15 protein-coding genes are annotated in these 19,519 nt (G+C 55.9%); 7 read left to right on the top strand and 8 right to left on the bottom strand.

What is annotated here, in order from left to right; all coding sequences use genetic code 11:
- Nucleotides 1–165: 165 nt before the first annotated feature.
- Both BUB55_RS09795 and BUB55_RS09800 read left to right on the top strand, forming a co-directional pair.
- Nucleotides 166–924 (top strand): hypothetical protein, encoded by a 759-nt coding sequence (locus BUB55_RS09795; protein WP_073190527.1) that lies wholly within the window; start codon nt 166–168, stop codon nt 922–924.
- A 167-nt stretch (nt 925–1,091) separates the two neighbouring features.
- Nucleotides 1,092–1,892 (top strand): transporter, encoded by an 801-nt coding sequence (locus tag BUB55_RS09800; RefSeq protein WP_073190530.1) that lies wholly within the window; start codon nt 1,092–1,094, stop codon nt 1,890–1,892.
- A gap of 119 nt (nt 1,893–2,011) precedes the next feature.
- Here the strand turns inward: BUB55_RS09800 and BUB55_RS09805 are convergent, their stop codons facing one another.
- The 7 genes from BUB55_RS09805 to dapF all read right to left on the bottom strand — a co-directional run bounded on the left by BUB55_RS09805 (nt 2,012) and on the right by dapF (nt 9,630).
- Nucleotides 2,012–3,805, bottom strand: coding sequence for an ABC transporter substrate-binding protein (locus BUB55_RS09805; protein ID WP_083596964.1), 1,794 nt, complete (start codon nt 3,803–3,805; stop codon nt 2,012–2,014).
- A gap of 117 nt (nt 3,806–3,922) precedes the next feature.
- Nucleotides 3,923–4,726 (bottom strand): ribonuclease III, encoded by an 804-nt coding sequence (gene rnc / locus BUB55_RS09810; RefSeq protein ID WP_234971891.1) that lies wholly within the window; start codon nt 4,724–4,726, stop codon nt 3,923–3,925.
- Nucleotides 4,727–4,852: 126 nt separating this feature from the next.
- On the bottom strand, nt 4,853–5,095 hold the full coding sequence (acpP, locus tag BUB55_RS09815) for an acyl carrier protein (protein WP_073190537.1): 243 nt from the start codon (nt 5,093–5,095) through the stop codon (nt 4,853–4,855).
- Nucleotides 5,096–5,142: 47 nt separating this feature from the next.
- Nucleotides 5,143–5,889 (bottom strand): 3-oxoacyl-[acyl-carrier-protein] reductase, encoded by a 747-nt coding sequence (gene fabG, locus BUB55_RS09820; protein WP_073190539.1) that lies wholly within the window; start codon nt 5,887–5,889, stop codon nt 5,143–5,145.
- A 102-nt stretch (nt 5,890–5,991) separates the two neighbouring features.
- Nucleotides 5,992–7,512 (bottom strand): sigma-54 interaction domain-containing protein, encoded by a 1,521-nt coding sequence (locus tag BUB55_RS09825; RefSeq protein ID WP_073190541.1) that lies wholly within the window; start codon nt 7,510–7,512, stop codon nt 5,992–5,994.
- 50 nt (nt 7,513–7,562) lie between these two features.
- A complete protein-coding gene (locus BUB55_RS09830) occupies nt 7,563–8,771 on the bottom strand; it encodes an LL-diaminopimelate aminotransferase (protein WP_073190556.1) in 1,209 nt (402 codons plus the stop codon).
- Nucleotides 8,772–8,817: 46 nt separating this feature from the next.
- The gene (gene dapF, locus BUB55_RS09835) at nt 8,818–9,630 is read right to left on the bottom strand and encodes a diaminopimelate epimerase (RefSeq protein WP_073190559.1); all 813 of its coding nucleotides are present in this window, start codon (nt 9,628–9,630) and stop codon (nt 8,818–8,820) included.
- A 241-nt stretch (nt 9,631–9,871) separates the two neighbouring features.
- On the opposite strand from dapF, the gene BUB55_RS09840 reads away from it, so the two are divergent.
- From BUB55_RS09840 to cysK, 3 genes are all read left to right on the top strand, one after another.
- Nucleotides 9,872–10,330, top strand: coding sequence for an RrF2 family transcriptional regulator (locus tag BUB55_RS09840; protein WP_073190561.1), 459 nt, complete (start codon nt 9,872–9,874; stop codon nt 10,328–10,330).
- Nucleotides 10,331–10,692: 362 nt separating this feature from the next.
- The gene (locus tag BUB55_RS09850) at nt 10,693–11,979 is read left to right on the top strand and encodes an O-acetylhomoserine aminocarboxypropyltransferase/cysteine synthase family protein (RefSeq protein WP_073190567.1); all 1,287 of its coding nucleotides are present in this window, start codon (nt 10,693–10,695) and stop codon (nt 11,977–11,979) included.
- 23 nt (nt 11,980–12,002) lie between these two features.
- Nucleotides 12,003–12,935, top strand: a complete 933-nt coding sequence (gene cysK / locus BUB55_RS09855; protein ID WP_073190569.1) for a cysteine synthase A — start codon at nt 12,003–12,005, stop codon at nt 12,933–12,935.
- A gap of 78 nt (nt 12,936–13,013) precedes the next feature.
- Here cysK and BUB55_RS09860 read toward each other — a convergent pair whose 3' ends face one another.
- Nucleotides 13,014–14,963, bottom strand: a complete 1,950-nt coding sequence (locus BUB55_RS09860; RefSeq protein WP_073190663.1) for a carbohydrate-binding domain-containing protein — start codon at nt 14,961–14,963, stop codon at nt 13,014–13,016.
- Between the two features lie 221 nt (nt 14,964–15,184).
- On the opposite strand from BUB55_RS09860, the gene BUB55_RS09865 reads away from it, so the two are divergent.
- Together BUB55_RS09865 and BUB55_RS09875 are read left to right on the top strand one after the other, a co-directional pair.
- Nucleotides 15,185–17,611 (top strand): DUF4859 domain-containing protein, encoded by a 2,427-nt coding sequence (locus BUB55_RS09865; protein ID WP_073190572.1) that lies wholly within the window; start codon nt 15,185–15,187, stop codon nt 17,609–17,611.
- A gap of 99 nt (nt 17,612–17,710) precedes the next feature.
- Nucleotides 17,711–19,468 carry a CotH kinase family protein gene (locus tag BUB55_RS09875; RefSeq protein ID WP_234971892.1) on the top strand — a complete coding sequence of 586 codons (1,758 nt, stop codon included), beginning with the start codon at nt 17,711–17,713 and terminating at the stop codon, nt 19,466–19,468.
- Nucleotides 19,469–19,519: the final 51 nt, after the last annotated feature.

Here is a 19,519-nt window from a genome sequence, read left to right on the forward strand (position 1 = left end):
TTGCTTGGTGTTTTTTTGCTGAACCAAATTTACAAGTTGGAGACCACCTTTTTCTTTTTGGTTGCAGAAATTTCAACTAACTTTGGGGCATCTTCAAAAAAAACACTCCCATTCCAATTTGGAATACTATATTTTACATGTTAACCTCTAATAAGGAGAACATCAATGTTCAAAAAAATCGCACTTGCTACAGCTCTCGTAGCCACCGCTTCTTTCGCTACCTGGGACAAGTTCCCGGTTCTCGAAAACCACAAGGGTCAGGCCAAGGTCGGCTTCACCTACGGCATGCCGGCCGATAAGGTCAGCACCGGTGATCTCTATGCCGGCGTCCGCTACACCGTGATTCCTAACTTGGAATTGGGAACTGTGTTCAACTACAAACTGTTCACCGACGTAGATGGTAACGATGGTGTAGACGGCATGCACAACCTCCCCCTCATGGTCCGCTACCAGTTCATGCCCATCTTGAACGCCTTCTTGGATGTGGATCTCCCCATCGGTGAAGAGGAATTCAACCGTGATGGTATCGGTTTCCACTTCGGCGTGCAGTTCTCCCAGGCCTTCGGCATGGTGAACCTTGGTACCGAAGCCGGTCTCCAGATTGAAACCGCCGGCGACGACAAGACCACTCCGCCCTGGACTCTCAACCTCGGTGTTGAAGGCGACTTCGCTGTGAACGAAATGTTCACCCCGTACGTCGGTATCGACCTGCTTATGTTCCTCGGCAAGACCACCTTTGACGGTGACAATGTCGGTGATAGCCGTACCGGTGATATGGGCTTTGAACCCTATCTCGGTGTTGCCATTGCATTCAACCCGATGTTCGCCCTCGATCTCTCTGCCCGTTTCAAGATGGGCGAAGACTACTACGGATATGATGACACCCAGATGTACTTCGACGCTCATCTGAACATCAACTTCTAAGATTTGACTTGGCGTAGCCAAGGATACTCTTGAAAAAGGGCCCGCTTTCAAAGCGGGTCTTTTTTTTGTTTACAAAAGGGCATTTTATGTGTAAACATAAAATGCATTGCCACGGGCTCTGCATTTTTTAAATTTATAGGGTAATTCCCCATTTCAAGGAGTTTAGGATGTTCAAAAAGATTATACTCGCTGCGGCACTGGCTGTGACCGCGAGCTTTGCCACCTGGGACTACTTCCCGGTTCTCCCTGCAGGCCAGGGCTCTGCCAAGGGTGGTCTCTACTATGACTGGGACGGCGATTGGAGCCAGGCCGGTCTCGAAATCGGCGCCCGTTTTTCACTGATCGAGAAGTTGGAGCTTTCTTTGCAAAGCTGGGGCTACCAGTTCTGGAGCGAAGAAGACTGCAAAGGCTGCGTCAACGGTGGCGACGGTCTGCGCGACTTGACTATCGGCGCACGCTTTGAAGTCGCCCCGATGATTACCGCCTTCTTGGACTTTCACCTACCCATCGGAAACGACGATTACAGCAAAAACGGGCACGCCCCGTCCACTGACGAGATCGCCCTGTACTTGGGTGGACAGTTCTCCATGGAAGTGCCCAACGCACCCGGTTTCAAGTTCGGCACCGAAGCTGGCATTGACTGGGGCTTTGAACACAACCACTACGACCGTGGGCTCGAGTTGCATATCGCCGGCGAAGCCGACTACACCATCCAGAGCATCGGGCTCACCCCGCTCCTTGGCTTGAAGTTCAAGTTCAAGGTGTTTGAAGACGAATGGGAAGACGGTGCTGGCAAGGAACACGGAGAGGACAACAGCGGCCACAACCAAATCCAAATTTGGCTGGGTGCACAATATGCGGTGGCACCGAATCTCTCTGTATTGGCAAAGCTCATTGTCCGTAGTGGCGATCCTGAAATGGGCGGAGACGCCTCGGGATTGTACGCTGGCGTCGAATTCTTCTTCTAAAGAGACCGAGCCCTCCCACCTAAAGGTGGCCATGGCTACAATCGCCCCTGGTTAAAACCAGGGGCTTTTTGTTCACGGAGTCCGAGTTCTCAATGAAAGAAAGCCGAGCAAAGCGGCAATCACTTCACGTCGTAGGCGGGCGGCGTAATGCTCTCGCCTGCTTTCATCGCCTTGTCAAGAGCCGCGGACTTCGCCGGGTCTAGCCACCAGTAAACGGGGATGGCGTCTTCGCGGTTAAAGTGGTCAAAAACCTTTTCGGGCGTCCCAAAGCGGTTCCAGTAGAGGATGCGGTGGTGGTCACATTGCCACATGAGCACGTAAGGCACCAACTCCGCCAGGCGGTTGTCGAGCGCCTTCAAGATTTCGTTCCGCTTCGCAAGGTCAAATTCCGTCTTCTGCAAATCGATGAGGCTGTCGACGACTTTGTCCTGCACTCCCGCCAGGTTGTTCGTCCCCTTTTGCAAGGCGGTGGAAGAATGCCAGCTGGCCTCCGGGTCGCGAAGGCGGCCCGCACCCCAGTTCACCCAGTAGAGGTCAAAGTCCGCATCATCCAAGCGTTTGCGCAGCGTGCTCTGGCTCATTTGCTCGATTGTCGCAACCACGCCCACCTTCTTGAGGTCTTCCTGGAACAGCGTGAGGTGACGCAGGTCCTCCATAGATGTAATGAAGTTGATGGCAAATGGCTTGCCGTCTTTTTCCAAAACGCCCTGGGCGTTCACCTTGTAGCCCGCCTCCGCAAACAGGGCACGGGCGCTGTCGGGATTAAAGTGGTACACCGGCGCCGTGGGATTCTGGTTGCCTTCCCACAGGTCGGGGTAGTAGCTGTTCAGCAAAAAGTACTGACCGTACATGTACTTCTCGTTCATCTGCTCGCGGTTCAGCAGCATGCTGAGGGCACGGCGCACGCGCACGTCCTGGAACGCGGGTTTGCGCAAGTTGATGGCCATGCCCTGGAAGCCTATGGGTTCCTTGTTAAAGATGCGCTGCTTCACAGCCCAGCCCTTCTGCACGGCGTCAAAGTCCGTCTGCTTCATCCAAATGCTGCTCGTGTAAATGGCGTAGGCGTTAATGTCCTGCTTTTTGAAGGCCTCGAGCGCCTTGGTCTGGTCGTTCATAAAGCGGTAGCGGATCTTTTGGAAGTTGTACTTGCCGCGGTTCCAGTTCTTGTGGAAGCCCCACCAGTCGGCACGGCGCTTGAGTTCCACAAAACGGTCCTCGCGGAAGGTCTTGATGATGTAGGGACCGCTCACCACGGGGAACTCGTAGCGGATCTGGTTGAAGTCCTTGCCAGCCCAAACGTGCTTGGGGAACGCGAGCATGCCCGCAGCTTCCCAGAAGTTGCCCCAGTGCACTTCCTTCGCCGTCATGCGGAGGGTGAGACTGTCCAAAATTTCCGGACGTTCAAAACGGCTGAGCCCCACCTTGAATATTGGCGTGAGGTTTTTCTCGTCCATGATGACGTCGTAGTAAAACTGCACATCCTCGGCGGTAACGGGCTTGCCGTCGCTCCAACGCGCGCGTTCGTCCACGTGGAAGGTGAACGTCTTGCCGTCGTCGCCCACCTCCCAGCGGTCTGCGAGGATTCCCACTTCGCGGTCCTCGGTGCTGTGCAGGCTAACGAGCGGTTCGAACATCATGCCCATGAGCTCGGCGGAGAAGCTGTTGTAGTCTTCCCACATGTTGAACGACTTGGGCATCGCGGAACCCCAAAGAGTAATGGCGCCGCAGGGGCGTGCATCCTTGGAGGCGACGGGGTCAAACTCGCCCGTGGCGGTGGAATCAGCCGGCTGTTCGGGGCAGTTCAGTTCGCCACCCGCGGACTTCGCGGTCTTAGACGCATCCTGCTCGTTGCAGGCGGTAAGGGTCATCGCCGACACAATCAACGCGGCTATTACAATCTTTCTTTTCATCATTTTTTATTCCTCGGGTCTGGATCCTTCGGGGCTTGGTTCGGCAGGCTCACCAACCTTATCCCTCAGGATGACGCACTCTTTCGTCTGTAGGCGCCCGGCGCCGTTCTTTCGCCTAATCTACGGTCTAAAAAATCTCTTGGGTTTGACGGGTTTCTCGGGGGCAGCTTCGGGCGGGGCGTTCTTCGCGTGTTCCACGTCTTCGGCCTTGAGCGCCGCAAGCGCTACGCGGGCAGCCTCCTGTTCGGCCTTCTTTTTGTTTGGACCCTGACCCTTGCCATACACCTTCCCGTTCACATGGACCTCGGCGGTAAACACCTTCTGGTGCTCCGGCCCATCCTCGCCAATAATCACGTACTCCGGGGCAGTATGGATTTTGCCTTGGGTGTATTCCAACAGGGCGCTCTTGAAATTCACAAAGTCATCGGCGGTCACAATGTCGGCGACCCGCGGGAAATGGAACTTGTTCAAAATGGCTCGGACTTCTTCCAGACCGCCGTCCAGGTACACGGCGCCAAGCACCGCCTCGTAGGCGTCCGCCAGAATGCTCTCCTTGCCGCGACCGCCCATCTTGGCCTCGCTCTTGCCTATCTTGATGTACTCACCCAGGTCCCATTCCTTGGACGACTGCGCACAGGCGTGGCCCGAGACAATCGCGCTCTTTTGCTTGGAGAGGTCGCCCTCCGAGGCGTCGGGGTAAGTCTTGTAAAGGAACTCGGTCGTGAGCATGTTCAAAACGGAATCGCCCAAGAACTCAAGGCGCTCGTTGTTGTTCTCGTAGGGCATGTCCTTGCCCGTCAAAAACGAGCGGTGCACCAGGGCGTGCGCCAGCAGTTCGGGGTCGCGGAACCTATACCCGAGCTTTGCCTCAAGCCCGTCACCGGACTTCTGGCGAAACCAGAGTTTAAGCAATTTGTGGAGCATGTTCTTCTCTTCCAAATGATTCTCCTTATGATTTTCTAGCGCATTGTTTTCTATTCATTAAACAAGACTCAATATAAAAATACCCCGGTCAAAGCCGGGGCATTTTATTTCTTTAGTCAAAGAGAATTACTTCTTCTTCTCTTCGAGGAAGGCGACCACGTCGGCAACCTTCGTGAACTTTTCGGCGTCAGAGTCGAGGATTTCGACTTCGAATTCGTCTTCGAGAGCCATCACCACTTCAACGCGGTCGAGAGAGTCGGCACCGAGATCGTTACCGAATTCGGATTCAGGCTTCACATCTTCAGCCTTGACTTCCAGCTTGGCAACGAGAACGTCGGTCACTTTCTTGAAAATTTCTTCTTTTGTCATGTTTTACTCCATTTGGAATTGTTTGGGTGCAAATTTAGAAAAATCCCCTAGGCATTCAAGCCCCCATCCACACCAATTATTTGCCCAGTGATGTATTTCGCATTGTCAGAGGCCAAAAAAGCCACCGTTTTTGCCACATCTTCGGGTTTTCCGAGGCGTCCGAGGGGGATTTGGGCCGCATACTGAGCCCGGACCTCGTCACTCAGTTTGGCCGTCATGTCGGTATCGATGAAGCCGGGGGCGACCGCGTTCACGGTAATGCCACGGCTGGCGAACTCCCTTGAATTGGACCGGGTGATGCCGATGACCCCCGCCTTGGCGGCGGCGTAGTTGGTCTGGCCAGCCTGGCCACGGAGGGCGTTAATGCTAGAAATATTCACAATATGGCCGCTGCGGGCGCCCATCATGGTACGCGTAACCGCCCTCGTGCAGAGGAAAACCGAGCGGAGGTTCGTCTGGATGACCGCATCAAAGTCCTCGTCCTTCATGCGCATCAAAAGGCCGTCGCGGGTGATGCCGGCGTTGTTGACCAGCACGTCCACCCCGCCCAGCTCCTTGATGGCGGCGGCAAAGACTTCCTGCACCTGGGCGGAATCGCTCACGTCGCAGGCAAACGAGAGGGCCTTGACCCCGTACTTGGCAGCGAGGTCTGCCGCCTGGGATTCACAACCGCTCCTAGAAATAAGCGCCACATCATGGCCCTGGGCAGCCAGTTCCTGCGCCACGGCAAAGCCGATACCGCGGGACGCGCCCGTAACAATAGCCTTTTTACGATTCAAAACTTCTTCACTCATATTTGCTCCTTTTGCCTATATAAAAGCGGGACATATAGGCCAAATATAAGTTTCTGAACGTCGGGGGGGAGGTCAGACCCTGCCCCCAGGTTCGGGGTCCACCTACTTTTTGGAGTTCAGCCCGAGCTTGTTCATGCGGTAGTTCATCATTCGGGGGGAAATCCCCAGCTCGCGACCCGCCGCCGAGAGGTTGCCCTCGCTCCTCTTGATGGCCTCGGTAAAGATTTCGCGCTCGTAATTGTCCATGAGCACGCTCAGGGTGTTGCGCTCGCTGTTCGGCTCGCCCGACGCCCCGGTCGAGTAGCTGGTCTGCAGCGAAGGCGGCAGGTTGTAGCTGTGGATGCAGTCGTCCTTAGCGGTGAGGACCGCCCTCTCAATGCAGTTTTCCAGCTCGCGTACGTTGCCCGGCCAGTGGTAGCTCATGAGCATGTTGATGGCAATGGTCGAAAGCCTGACCACCTTCTTGTTGTACCTCAGGTTCATTTTCTCCATGAAGTGCTCCGCCAAAAGGATGATGTCGGTATGGCGCTTGGCGAGGTCCGGCACCGAGATGGGGAAAATGTTCAGGCGGTAAAAGAGGTCCTCGCGGAACAGCTTCTTCTCCATGAGTTCCTCCAGGTTCCGGCTGGTCGCGGCCAGGAACCGCACGTCGGAGTGGAGTTCCTCGTTGCTGCCCACGCGGGAAAAGGTCTTCTCTTGCAAAAAGCGGAGGAGCTTTACCTGCACCGGGAGTGAGAGGTCGCCAATCTCGTCCAAAAACAGGGTACCCCCGTTGGCGGCCTCGGCACGGCCAATGCGGCGATTCACGGCTCCCGTAAAGGCGCCCTTCTCGTGGCCAAAGAGCTCGCTCTCCACCAGGTTCTCGGGCAGGGCGGCGCAGTTGAGCGTCACAAAGGGTCTGTCCTTGCGCTGCGAAAGGTTCACGATGGCGCGGGCGACCATCTCCTTACCCGTACCACTCGCCCCGCGAATGAGGACCGTCGCGTCGGAGGGCGCCACCTGCTGGATCTGCTCGTACACCATCTGCATCTCGCTACACTTGCCCACAATCTCGGTGTGGTTCACGTTGAGCATATCGCGCAGCTTGCGGTTCTCTTCCATCAGGGCTTCGCGTTCGTCATGGATCTCAATGCACTCGTTGGCGGCGTCACCCGTGATGTTCGCGATAATCTCGAGCAGCGCCACGTCGCGGTCCAGCTGCGTGGTCCCGTCCACAGGGCGGTCAATGGAGAGTGTGCCAATGACCTTCTCCTCGTGGATGAGCGGCACGCAAATGAAGGCGACCTGGCTGTTGTAGTTGCGGGCGCCCGTGCGGTTCAAAAAGCGGGAGTCCTTGCGCAAGTCAGGAATCACGTGGCTACGGCCAGTCTCGGCCACGTGGCCCGTGATGCCCTCGCCCACACGATACTGGCCCAGCTGTTTCTCGTTCTCACCCAGACCGTGGGACGCCTCAATTTTCAGGGTATCACCGTAGAGCAGCGCGAAGGTGCCGCGCAGCATCCCCATCTCGGAGTCCAGAATGCCAAGCACGTTCTTGAGGAGTTTCTCGACGTTGCGCTCGTGAATGATGACTTCACTGATCTTTTGGATGACGGAGATTTCGGGAGCGATGGTTTGCGACATAAATCGTACCTTTTACATAAAATGTAAAACTTTTGGTTGCTTTTGCGACCTTAAAGCCTTTCCTTGATCCTCTTGAGGGCAATTTTCGTTCTTTCGTGGTCGCCGAAGGCGGTCAGGCGGAAGTACCCCTCGCCCATGGGACCAAACCCGCTCCCCGGCGTACCCACCACCTCGCAGCGGGCCAGGAGCCGGTCAAAGAAGTCGAAGGACTTTTCCCCATCCGGCAGTTTCCACCAAATGTAGGGGGCGTGCTCGCCGCCAAAAACGGTGTAGCCCGCCGCCGTGAGTTCGCTGCGGATCAAGGCCGCGGTCGCCATGTAGCCGTCAATGACCTCGTTGGTCTGCCTCCAGCCCTCCTCGGTGTAAATGGCCTCGGCGGCACGCTGGGTCACGTAGCTCACCCCGTTGAACTTGGTCGTCTGCCGGCGATTCCACATGGAGTGCAGCTTGGCGAGGTCCTTGGGGATTACTGTGTAAGCGCAGCGGATGCCCGTGAAGCCCGCCGTTTTGCTAAAACTGCGGAACTCGATGGCGCAGGTGCGCGCGCCCTCGATCTCGAAAATGGAATGCGGGAGGGCGTCATCGCGGATGTAGCAGTTGTAGGCGCCGTCAAAGAGGATGAGCGCGCCATTGCGGTTTGCATAGTCCACGAACTTCTGGAGTGTCTCGCGAGTGAGCACCGTTCCTGTGGGGTTGTTCGGACTGCACAGGTAAATCAGCTGGACCGGGTTTTGGGGGAGCTCGGGCTGAAAGTTGTTCTGGGCGTTGGCCGCCAGGTAGGTGACGCCCTCAAAAAGGCCTACCTGATCCAGAGAGCCCGTCCGGCCTGCCATCACGTTACTGTCGAGGCACACCGGGTAGACCGGGTCGGGGATGGCGATTTTCACGTCGGCGGCAAAAAGCTCTTGGATGTTCGCCACGTCGCACTTGGAGCCGTCGCTCACAAAGATTTCGTCAGAGGCGACGTCAATACCGCGGGGCGCGTATTCGCCGCGGACAATGGCCTCGCGCAAAAAGTCATAGCCCTGCTCGGGACCGTAGCCGCGAAAACTCTGCTTGAGGGCCATTTCGTTTACCGCCTTGTGCATGGCGTCAATGACCTCGGGGATAAGCGGGGACGTGACGTCGCCGATGCCCAGGCGGATGATGTCGGCGTTCTTGTGCGCCGACTCGTATTCGGCAATCTTTTTGGCGATGGTAGAGAACAGGTAACTGCCCGGAAGGCGGTCGTAGTAGGGATTGATGATGGAGGGATTCATAAGTTTTGCAGTTTGAGGAACGTTTTTAATGAACAATGAACAATTATTACGGTGAGAGAATGCAACCGCGGAACACCTCCTGAGCGGGGCCAGTCATAAATACGGATTCGCCGTCCACGTGGCTGTCGTGCAGAACGCCTCCGTCCAAAACGATGTCGGCTTCCTTGCCGATGCGCCCGGTCTTTTGCGCCGCCACGAGCGTCGCGCAGCTGCCCGTGCCGCAGGCGAGCGTGATGCCGCAACCGCGCTCCCACACGCGCATGCGGATTTCGCCGGGCGCACGAACCTCGGCGAACTCAATGTTGCAGCGGTCGGGGAACTGGGCGTCATGTTCCAAAACCGGCCCCCACTTTTCGAGTGGGACATTCTCGATGTCGTCAACGAAGATGACCGCGTGGGGGTTCCCCATCGAGACCGTCACGGCATCGAACTTGTTGCCGCACGCCTCAAGGGCGACATTCCCGAGGAACTCGCGCGGGAGTCCCATGTCGACACGAACAAGACCGCCCTCTAAAAGCTTGGGGCGCACGACGCCACTCAGGGTGTGCAGGTTGTATTCGTGGGAGGGCGGCTCCATGCCTGCGACCTTGTCCAGTCCACGGTCATGGATAAACTTTGCCACGCAACGTGTAGCGTTCCCACACATGGCCGCCTCCGAACCGTCAGCGTTAAAGATCCGCATCTCGAAATCAAGTCCGCCCAGCGGACGCACCAGCACCACGCCGTCGCCGCCAATGCCAAAACGACGGTCGCACAGGCGCATGACACGCTCGGCGGTCCCGTCTCCCAAGTCAAAGTCTTCCCCCGGTTCCGGCAAAATGAAGTCGTTGCCCAGGCCTGTCCATTTTGAAAATTTCATGCCAACTCATTCGCAAAAACCGTGCCACTTTTACAATTTTGGTAAAGAAGGTTTCTTTTTCGCTCAAAAAAGCCCATTTTTGATTAAATAAGCACAATTTTGGACGCCGATTCCGCTCTTGTAAATTTTACATTTTATGTAAAAGACGTCATCTTGTTTTACATTAATTGTAAAACTTAAAAAGACCGTCGCCTTTCGCTTTTTGTTTTCCTATATTCCCTATAGAAAAAAAAGGAAAAATATGCGCATTTCTACAAAAGGACGATACGCCCTCCGCGTCATGATAGACCTCGCCAGGAACGGCAGGGAAAACTACTTGAAGTTGCAGGAGATTTCGGCAAGGCAGCAGATTTCCGAAAAATACCTGGAGGGAATCCTCGGCACCTTGGTCCGCGCCAAGATTCTCGAGGGAGTCCGCGGCAAGAACGGCGGCTATCGCCTCAAGAGCGATCCAAAGAATTGCAGCGTGTGGGACATCCTCTCGCTCACAGAAACCTCTGTCGCGCCCGTTGCCTGCCTCGACGACAAGGTCAACCAGTGCAAGCGCGCACGCCGCTGCGTCACGCTCCCCGTGTGGAAGGAGCTGGACACCATCATCCGCAACTACCTCGCCAGCATCAAGCTTGAACAGTTTTTGCGGAACACTCCCGACAGAGAGGGCGTCATTCCCGACGACAAGTTCTGGAATTGCGAACTATAAAGCGATAGATAATTCCTATATCCAAACATAAGAGTAAACTATTTTATTTGCGAAATTTCAAGAATTTCAGCATTTTACTCGTTTTTGTAAGAAAATAATATTAAAAATCACCTTTTTTGAAAAGGCATTCCCTATTGAAATTATAGGAAAATAGTTTTAAATTATCGTCCGTCGCCGCGAAAGCGGCAAAACCTATCACAACGAGGTTCCAATGGCAAGCATACAGATTAACGAACACTGGCGAATGCGACTCGAAGCCAGAAGCACAACAAACCGCTAGGTCGCACAGACCCGCGAGAATAAACAAACCAAAAACCTCTAATAGCCCGGTAGGGCAAAAAAACAAAAAAGGAATTTCACACATGACTACTCAGAACAAGCTCCACTTCGAAACTCTTCAGCTCCATGTTGGCCAGGAACAGGCAGACCCCGCAACCGATAGCCGCGCGGTTCCTATATACCAGACCACCTCCTATGTTTTCCACAGCGCTCAGCACGCGTCCGACCGTTTCCACCTGAAGGATGCGGGCAACATCTACGGCCGCCTCACCAACACGACGCAGGATGTTTTTGAAAAGCGCATCGCCGCTCTCGAAGGCGGTATCGCAGGTCTCGCCGTCGCTTCTGGCGCCGCAGCCCTCACCTACGCCATCACGGCTCTCGCCCGCAAGGGTGACCATGTGGTTGCCCAGCGCACCATCTACGGCGGTACCTACAACCTCCTGGAACATACGCTCCGTCCGTTCGGCATCGAGACGACCTTCGTGAACACCCGTGACCTGAAGGAAGTCGAATCTTCCATCAAGGAAAACACGAAGCTCGTGCTCATCGAGACGCTCGGCAACCCGCATTCCGATATCCCGGATATCGAGGCGATTTCTGAAATTGCGCACAAGCACAAGATTCCGGTGCTCATCGACAATACCTTCGGTACTCCTTACTTGATCCGTCCGCTGGAACACGGCGCCGACATCGTGATCCATTCTGCCACCAAGTTCATCGGCGGTCACGGCACGACTCTCGGCGGTGTCATCGTTGACGGTGGCAAGTTCGACTGGGCTGCCAGCGGCAAGTTCCCGCAGTTCACCGAGACGAACCCGAGCTACGGCGTTCCGTTTACCGCTGCTGCAGGCGCTGCTGCTTATATCGTCTACATCCGCGCAATCCTCCTGCGTGACGAAGGTGCCGCGATTTCCCCGTTCAACGCTTTCCTGCTGCTCCAGGGTACGGAAACGCTTTCGCTCCGCCTCGACCGCCACGTGGAAAACACCAAGAAGGTTCTCGAGTTCCTCGTGAAGCACCCGAAGGTCGCGAAAGTCAACCACCCGAGCTTCAAGGACCATCCGGACCACAAGCTTTACGAGCGCTACTTCCCAAACGGTGGCGGTTCCATCTTCACGTTCGACGTGAAGGGCGGCCAGGAAGAAGCCTTCAAGTTCATTGACAGCCTCAAGATTTTCAGCCTGCTCGCTAACGTCGCCGACGTGAAGAGCCTGGTGGTGCACCCCTACACGACGACCCACTCCGAACTCACTCCGGAAGAACTCGCCGCAGCAGGCATCAGCCCCGCTACGATCCGCCTCTCCATCGGTACGGAACACTACGAGGACATCATCAACGACCTCGACCAGGCACTGAACAACATTTAACCTCTAAAATAAGGACTTCAACCATGTCTAAAATCTATACCTCTGCCGACCAGCTTGTCGGTCATACCCCCCTCCTCGAACTCACCCACATCGAAGCATCCAACAACCTCGAAGCCAAGATCTTGGCGAAGCTCGAATACTTCAACCCTGCAGGTTCCGTGAAGGATCGTATCGCGAAGGCGATGCTCGACGACGCCGAGAAGAGCGGCAAGCTCAAGGCCGGCTCCGTCATCATCGAGCCGACTTCGGGTAATACCGGCATTGGCCTTGCTTCTGTTGCCGCCGCCCGCGGTTACCGCATCATCATCGTGATGCCCGAAACCATGAGCGTGGAACGTCGCCAGCTGATGAAGGCCTACGGTGCCGAACTCGTGCTGACCGAAGGCGCGAAGGGCATGAAGGGCGCTATCGCCCGCGCCGACGAACTGGCCAAGGAAATCCCGAACAGCTTCATCCCGGGCCAGTTCGTGAACCCCGCCAACCCGGCCGCACACAGGGCCACCACCGGTCCCGAAATCTGGGAAGATACCGACGGCAAGGTCGACATCTTCGTGGCGGGTGTTGGCACGGGCGGAACCGTGACCGGCGTGGGCGAATTCCTCAAGAGCAAGAACCCGAACGTGAAGGTCGTGGCCGTGGAGCCGGCCAGCTCTCCGGTGCTCAGCAAGGGCGTCGCGGGCTCCCACAAGATCCAGGGTATCGGTGCCGGGTTCGTGCCTGACACGCTCAACACCAAGGTCTACGACGAGATCATCGCTGTCGAGAACGAGGCTGCTTTTGAAGCCGGCCGCGAAATCGGCAAGAAGGAAGGCGTGCTCGTGGGTATCTCTTCCGGCGCTGCTCTCTGGGCTGCAAAGGAACTCGCGAAGCGTCCCGAAAACAAGGGCAAGACGATTGTCGCTCTCCTTCCGGATACCGGCGACCGCTACCTCTCTACGGCCTTGTTTGCTGAATAAGAAAAAACGGCAAGACAAACATTCTTTTGACACCTGGCAGGCTTACGCCCGCCAGGCGTTTTTTTTTACAGACAGCAACTACTGGTACATGTAAACCAGGCCGTTGGGGAACTTGAATTCCTTCATTCCGTTTGTCTGCACCTCGCTCACGGAAGTCACACTGCCACCATAAAGAATGGTATTGCCGTGGTACTGGGGCTTGAACGCCGCCTGGCTGGAACCGTAAAATTTTTCGTTGGTGTAAGTGACCGAGGCGCATTTGGGAATATCGGTTGAGAAGTCGCCAAAGGCGAGAAGTACACCCCCGGCAATCTCGAAACCGGTGTCGGTATCGATAAGGCCACCCGCCATGTTCGAGGAACAGCCTCCGCTGCCGCCACCATTCCAGCCGCCCATGCCGCCACCATTCCAGCCGCCAAAACCGCCGCCCATGCCGTTCTCGTAGCTTTCGCCCGTGATTTCAAGAATCAGCACGCCACCGGTCTGCTTTGCAGAACCATTCGCGTCCAGCACGTCAATCATGCTGCCTTTGGCGCTAATGTAATGGTAGCCTCCGCTAATGACGATGTGGCCACTGCTCTCGCTGAACATGGAGTAACCGCCACTGTTCTCCTTGGCGCCGCCGGCACCGTTCCAGCCGTCGTTGGTGGCGTAGACGGAGGACACTCCGCCCTCGGCAAAAATCCTGTAGGCTTCCAAGCCTTCGGAAGCCGTGACTACGTTCACCGTGGAGCCTTTCAGGTACAGCGCCGAATCCGCATGGATGCCGTCATCCTTCGAGGAAACCGTCACCTCGCCCGCGTTCATAATCGCCTGGTAACGGGAGTGGAACGCGTCGTCTTCGGCGTCCACGTTAACGTTGCCGCCGTTGACGTAAATGTATTTTCCGGCCAAGAGGCCCTTGCCGGTAGACGTAACTTTGACCATAGAGGGCTCAACGGAATCACTAACCATCACGTAATTCGCCGCCTCAACGCCATCGTCTCCCGCCTCGATGGTAATGTTTCCGCCGCTGATTTCAACAAAGCCCTTGCCTTCCACTATATTTTTGCAGGTGCCGTCGGCCGCCTCTTCGCATTCGTCGCTTTCGAGACCGTCGCCCGCCTTGGCGGTAACATTCAAGGAGCCTCCCGAAATCTGGAGGCTGCCCTTGCCCTTGACGCCATTTTCGGTCGCGATGACCGTGATGTTGCCGTTCTTGATTTTGAGGTCGTTGCTAGACTGGATGCCGTTCTTGAAGTTGCCCTTAACGGTCAACGTCCCGGCGCCCTTGATGTTCAAATCATCCTTGGAATAGATGGCCGCCTTGGCGGTATCCTGCTTGCCATTGACCGTTGTGAACAAATGATTGCCATTGCCGTCTTCTATAATGTTTGTGGTGCCTTTCACCAGGTGCAGCACCGTCTTGTCGGCATTCTTTACGAGGATTGGGGCATTGGAACTTCTCAAAGTGGCGTTATGGAGGTAAATACCGGTATTGCCCTCGTTCTCGGCCGCCGGAGTGTTCACAACCACCTGGAAATCCGAAGCTTCGCCCGTCACGTAATAGGCGCCCGGGCAGGTGATGGTAGCGCCGTTTCCTTCAACCGTAATGCAGCCATTGTTGTTCTCTACCGTAGCCGTCGTTCCGGCAAGTTTCAAGAGGATCTGGGATCCGTCCAAAGTTCTCGCATCTTCCATGTCGTTCTCGTCGTCACCGGAAGCCGCGCTGACCAGAACGGCGACACTCGAGCTAGAAAGAGAAACGCCGGGATTCACGCTGCTGGAGCCAGGAATTTCAATACCAGGAACCGTGGCGCTTGAGCTGGAGAGTTCGATGCCGGGGTCCGTGGTACTGGAACCGGGGGCAACCCCCTCCGGAGCCACACCACTGGAACTAAACACCCCGATAATTTGGATTGTGTCGCCAGGAACGGCAACCTCGTCAACGGGGACCGCCACCGAAGCCACGTCGTCAGAACAGGCCACAAGGCCCCAAACCGCAGCAACAGTAAGGGCGGCAACCACAGGCAAATTCATATACTTCATCGAAGCCTCCATTTTTTTGCAAAATAAATACTCCCCAAATAAAAGCACGCTTTTTTTTAGATTTTTGTTGAAATAAAAAACAACAAGCTTGACACGCTCAGTAGAAATAATTTTTACACACTTTTGAAACGGAATTTGATAACTTTCAGCACTTTTTACGTGCAAAAAGCTCTCCCAAAACCTATTTATATAGCATAAAATCGGTGAAAATGGAGTGATTTATGAAAAATAGCCACCTTATTCCTTCTCTGCTTGCCACTTGCGCCTTCGGGCTCGTTTCGGCAGGATTTCTTACACAAGCAAATGCCGCCGAGGGCGACGCCTACACATGGCCCGGCTACCGCAGCGACCTGGATTACGACACCAGGTCGAACATCGGCGAAATCAAGCCGCCCACCAAGTTCAACAACAACTGCAGCGGCGTCACCGGCAAAAAGGCCGGCAAGTGGTGGGCCATTTACTGGGGCGACAAGCGCGACAGTCGCATTACCGACGTGACCATCGACAGCATCCTCAAAAAGTACGACACCGACTTTGGCTACCTCTACGACACCTTGGGCTGGGCTCCCGACGCCCAGGCACAGGCGGGGCAGTACAGCGCCATCTACTACCTGGGTTCCGGGACCTGCGCAGGCGAAGCCGACTACGACTCCAACGTGGGCGAATACGTAGGCGGCTACCAGAGCTGGGTGGCGGGCTATACCGCCGTGGCGGCTTCGTTCTACCCGCTCTACAGTTTCAACACAAGTTGCCCCTTCCGAGACCGCGTGGCGCAAATGGACGCCATGATCCACGAGGGCATCCACTCCATGACGAACGGCTACCCCGGCGCGAAGGAAGCGCACTGGTTCCAGGAGGCGGGCAATACCTGGATTCAGCAGGACATGTTCTCCCACAGGAACGCCGTGTATAGCGGCATGGGATTCTTGAACGCGGCAACAGTGATAGCTCCCTTCATGCCCATTGAATGCTACTCTGGGTGGCTCACCGACGGGAGCTTTGGCGGCCCGGGCGCCCAGGGCGTGAACAACAACTGGCGCTACCTCATCGGCGGTTCCCAGTACAGCAACATCTTCCCCACCTTCATGGGCACATGGCTCGGCACAGGTTCAGTCCGCTGGATTTACGGTCACGCCTACGGCAAAACCAAGTACCTCCTCGAAACCTACGGCACAAGCGCAGGGCTCGGCGACGAGGGAACGCGCAGGCTCATCATGGAATTCCGCGCCAGGCTCGCCATGCTCGATATGAAAGAATGGTCCAAGGAAATCAAGAACCTCTTGAACCAAAACTTTGGAGGCAACTCCTATGACGAAGTGAACCGCAACAGTAAATACGACTGGAAAATGACGCCCTACCAAAAAATGACCGAAAGCAACGGCTGGCTCGTGCCCGACGCCGCAACGACTCCGGGCTGGTCCGGCGCCAACATCGTGCCCTTGAAGGTTCAATCGGGCGCGACGCAGGTCTCCGTAACCATGAAGGCCCTGGGCAAGAACATGAGCCTCCAACTCGCCTACCGCGCCACCGACGGCACTCCAGTCTATAGCGTTCCCATGCAGACGCAAAATGCAAATGACGAAGTGACCGCGGTACTCAACCTAAACAAAACTCCGGGCACCTCGAACGGTTCGCAAATGGTCTTTGCTATCGTTTGCAATACCGACTACCAGTTCACCGGCAACGAGAACATCCGCAAGGAGCACTTCAACTACAACTTAAAGCTGAACAAGGGCCTGAGCGGTGCGGGCGATGCCTACACCAAGTGGTACAACGACTTCAAGCTCGATTACGCCTGGCCGACCCTCGAAGAATCCCAGTCTATTTCCTCTAGTTCCAACGGCGGTACCGCCTCCTCTTCCAGCTCTGTGGTGGCAGGCTCCAGCTCTTCTCAAGAACCCGCCAGTTCCAGCAGCGTCGAAGTCGTGGGCAAAACCACCACCATCACCGTCAACGTGACCCTCCCCATCGACGACAACTACGCAGGCGTCGACTTTGACCTGCAACTCGCCAGCGCGGCGAAGGCTCTGGGCGTTTCCGAAAACGAAATCGCCAGCAAGGCCACCTACTTTGCCATGGACGGCAACGTCGAAAACACGAACTCCACCGCAAACGATCCAGGCCACTGGTTTGCAGGCGACGGAACTGTCGCCGCATACACTGACACCGACGCCATTGTTTACAGCGAATTCAGCATTGCCACCGGGAAAGCCACCGTGGGCCACTATCCCAACCGCGTGCAGAACGGCGAAACCTACAGCTTTACGCAGGGACTCAAGTACAACGGCAATAAAGTGTTGTACAAAGTAACAGTCACCCTCACCAACGAATCCAGCGGAAGTTCCACCGAGGGCACGACGCCCCTGAACTACGGCCTTGACAAAAACCCGGCCAGCCACCTTTCCCTTTACAGCAATGGCGGGCGTCTGATCGTAGCCTACAAGCTGGACCGCGCCGACAACGCCAAAGTTTCCCTCTACACCGCCTACGGCGCCCTCATCGGAAGTTCCATTACCGGGATTCAGTCGGCAGGGAGCCACACCATGACCTTGGATCTCGATGCCATGGGAGCCCCGCGCGGCACCTACATCATCAAGGTCGTCACCGGCAGCTACCGTGAAGCACGCAGCATCTCGGTCGCCAAGTAATACATCCTCCATACCCTCGCGCCCCGCAGCATCTCATTGCGGGGCGCGTTTTTAAACCCAGTTTTTTGCGGATCCATGATGTTCCCTACTTTAAAAAAAATGTTCGTCCTTACGGCAACCTTGGCTACAGCCTGCCTTTTTTCGGCATGCGGAAATTCCGCTGTAGGGGCTAGTGAGGACCTCGTTTCGCCAAGCTCCATGCCCGTTGCGCCCAGTTCAAGTGCAGCTTCCACGACGTCCCTGTCTAGTGATGCGGTCATTACACCCACATCCAGTGCCGTTCCCGGCTCCAGTGCCACAACCGTTCCAAATTCCAGCGCAGCAACCATTCCAATTTCCAGTGCCGCAGCTGTTCCAAATTCCAGTGCCGCAGTTGTTCCAAATTCCAGCGCCGTGGTTATTACCAGCTCCAATGCTGCGGTTGTTACCAGTTCCAGCGCCGAGATTGCTCCTAGTTCCAGCGCTGCAGCCGTTCCCGCATCAAGCAGCAATATAGCCCCCGCTTCCAGCGCCGCAACGACTCCCACTTCGCCCATGCCCAACAACGGGATTCCCTATATCCGCATCACCATGGCAGACACCTCGGCACTGGCGCTGGTCGATGCCGACAGCAGCCCCGTCTTTAGCGATTGTATGATCGAGGTTGCCGGCAACGGCAAGTACAGCGACCTGGCGACCCGCGCGGCCCAAATCAGGCTCCGGGGGAATTCCACCCGCCTTTGGTATGACAAAAAACCTTACCGCATCAAGTTTAATGTCAAAACCGAGGTTCTCGGGCTCCCTGCGAACAGGGACTGGGTCCTGCTCGCCAACTTCCGCGACCCCACGCACCTCATGAACGCCGTCGCCTTCGACATGGCGCGCCACATGGGGAGTTTCAATTTTGTCAACGCGAACCGTTTTGTAGAAGTCGAAATCAACGGCGATTACAAGGGGATGTACCAGCTCACAGAACAAATCGAGCAAGCTACGAGCCGCGTGAACGTGGACGTGAACACAGGCACGTTATTGAGCCTGGACGCCGACGACGGCCCTGAACTCTCGCCTAACGCCTCGAACAACTTTTGGAGCAGCACCTACAAACTCCCCGTCGCCGTCAAGTACCCAAAGTCCCCCTCCACCGGCACCCTTGAACTCATCAAGGCCGACTTCAACAAACTGGAGCAGGCCATTGCCGCCGCCGATTATGCCACCGTTCAAGCCCTCCTCGACGTGAACAGTTTTATTGACTTCCTGATTTTGCAGGAAGTCACCCGCAATGTGGAACTGGAGGCGCCCCGCAGCATGTACCTGCACAAGGCAAGCGATCAAGGCAAATACGTTTTTGGCCCTGTATGGGACTTTGACGGGGGCTTCAACTACAGCTGGGACGAAGACACCAAGCAATATTTCAAGAGCACAAGCTACACCTGGATACTGGGCAACGCCAACCCCAGCACGAGCCCGTACAACTGCACTGCCGAAAGTCGAAACGACTGGGGCTTGTGCAGCACGAGCAGTTCCGGAGGCAACGGCGGGTTCGGCGGTTGGGGCAGCAATGGCGGTTTTGGGGGCAACTCTTGGGAAGGCTCGGGAGCCTCGGGATTCTTCACGAACCTCTTCTCAAACGCCGAATTTTTGAATGCTTTCAAAACCCGGTGGAGCGCCCTTGCCCAAGGCCTCCTAGAAAGTGCATTGAAATCCATCGACACCTACGCCACCGAGTGCAGCGCCGCCATGGCCAACGACAGTGTCCGCTGGCCATGGCCAAACGAAAAGCACAATACGGGCAAGAACCCCTCGGCGGCCATCGTCGATCTCAAAAACTGGCTCACCCAGCGCTTTAATGCCTATTCCCAGGTCATAGAAAGCTATTAAATACCTCTCTTCAAATAAAAGGTTTTTTTCAGCGAAAAAAACCTTTTATTT

The organism is Fibrobacter sp. UWP2 (assembly GCF_900141705.1).
GTDB lineage: Bacteria > Fibrobacterota > Fibrobacteria > Fibrobacterales > Fibrobacteraceae > Fibrobacter.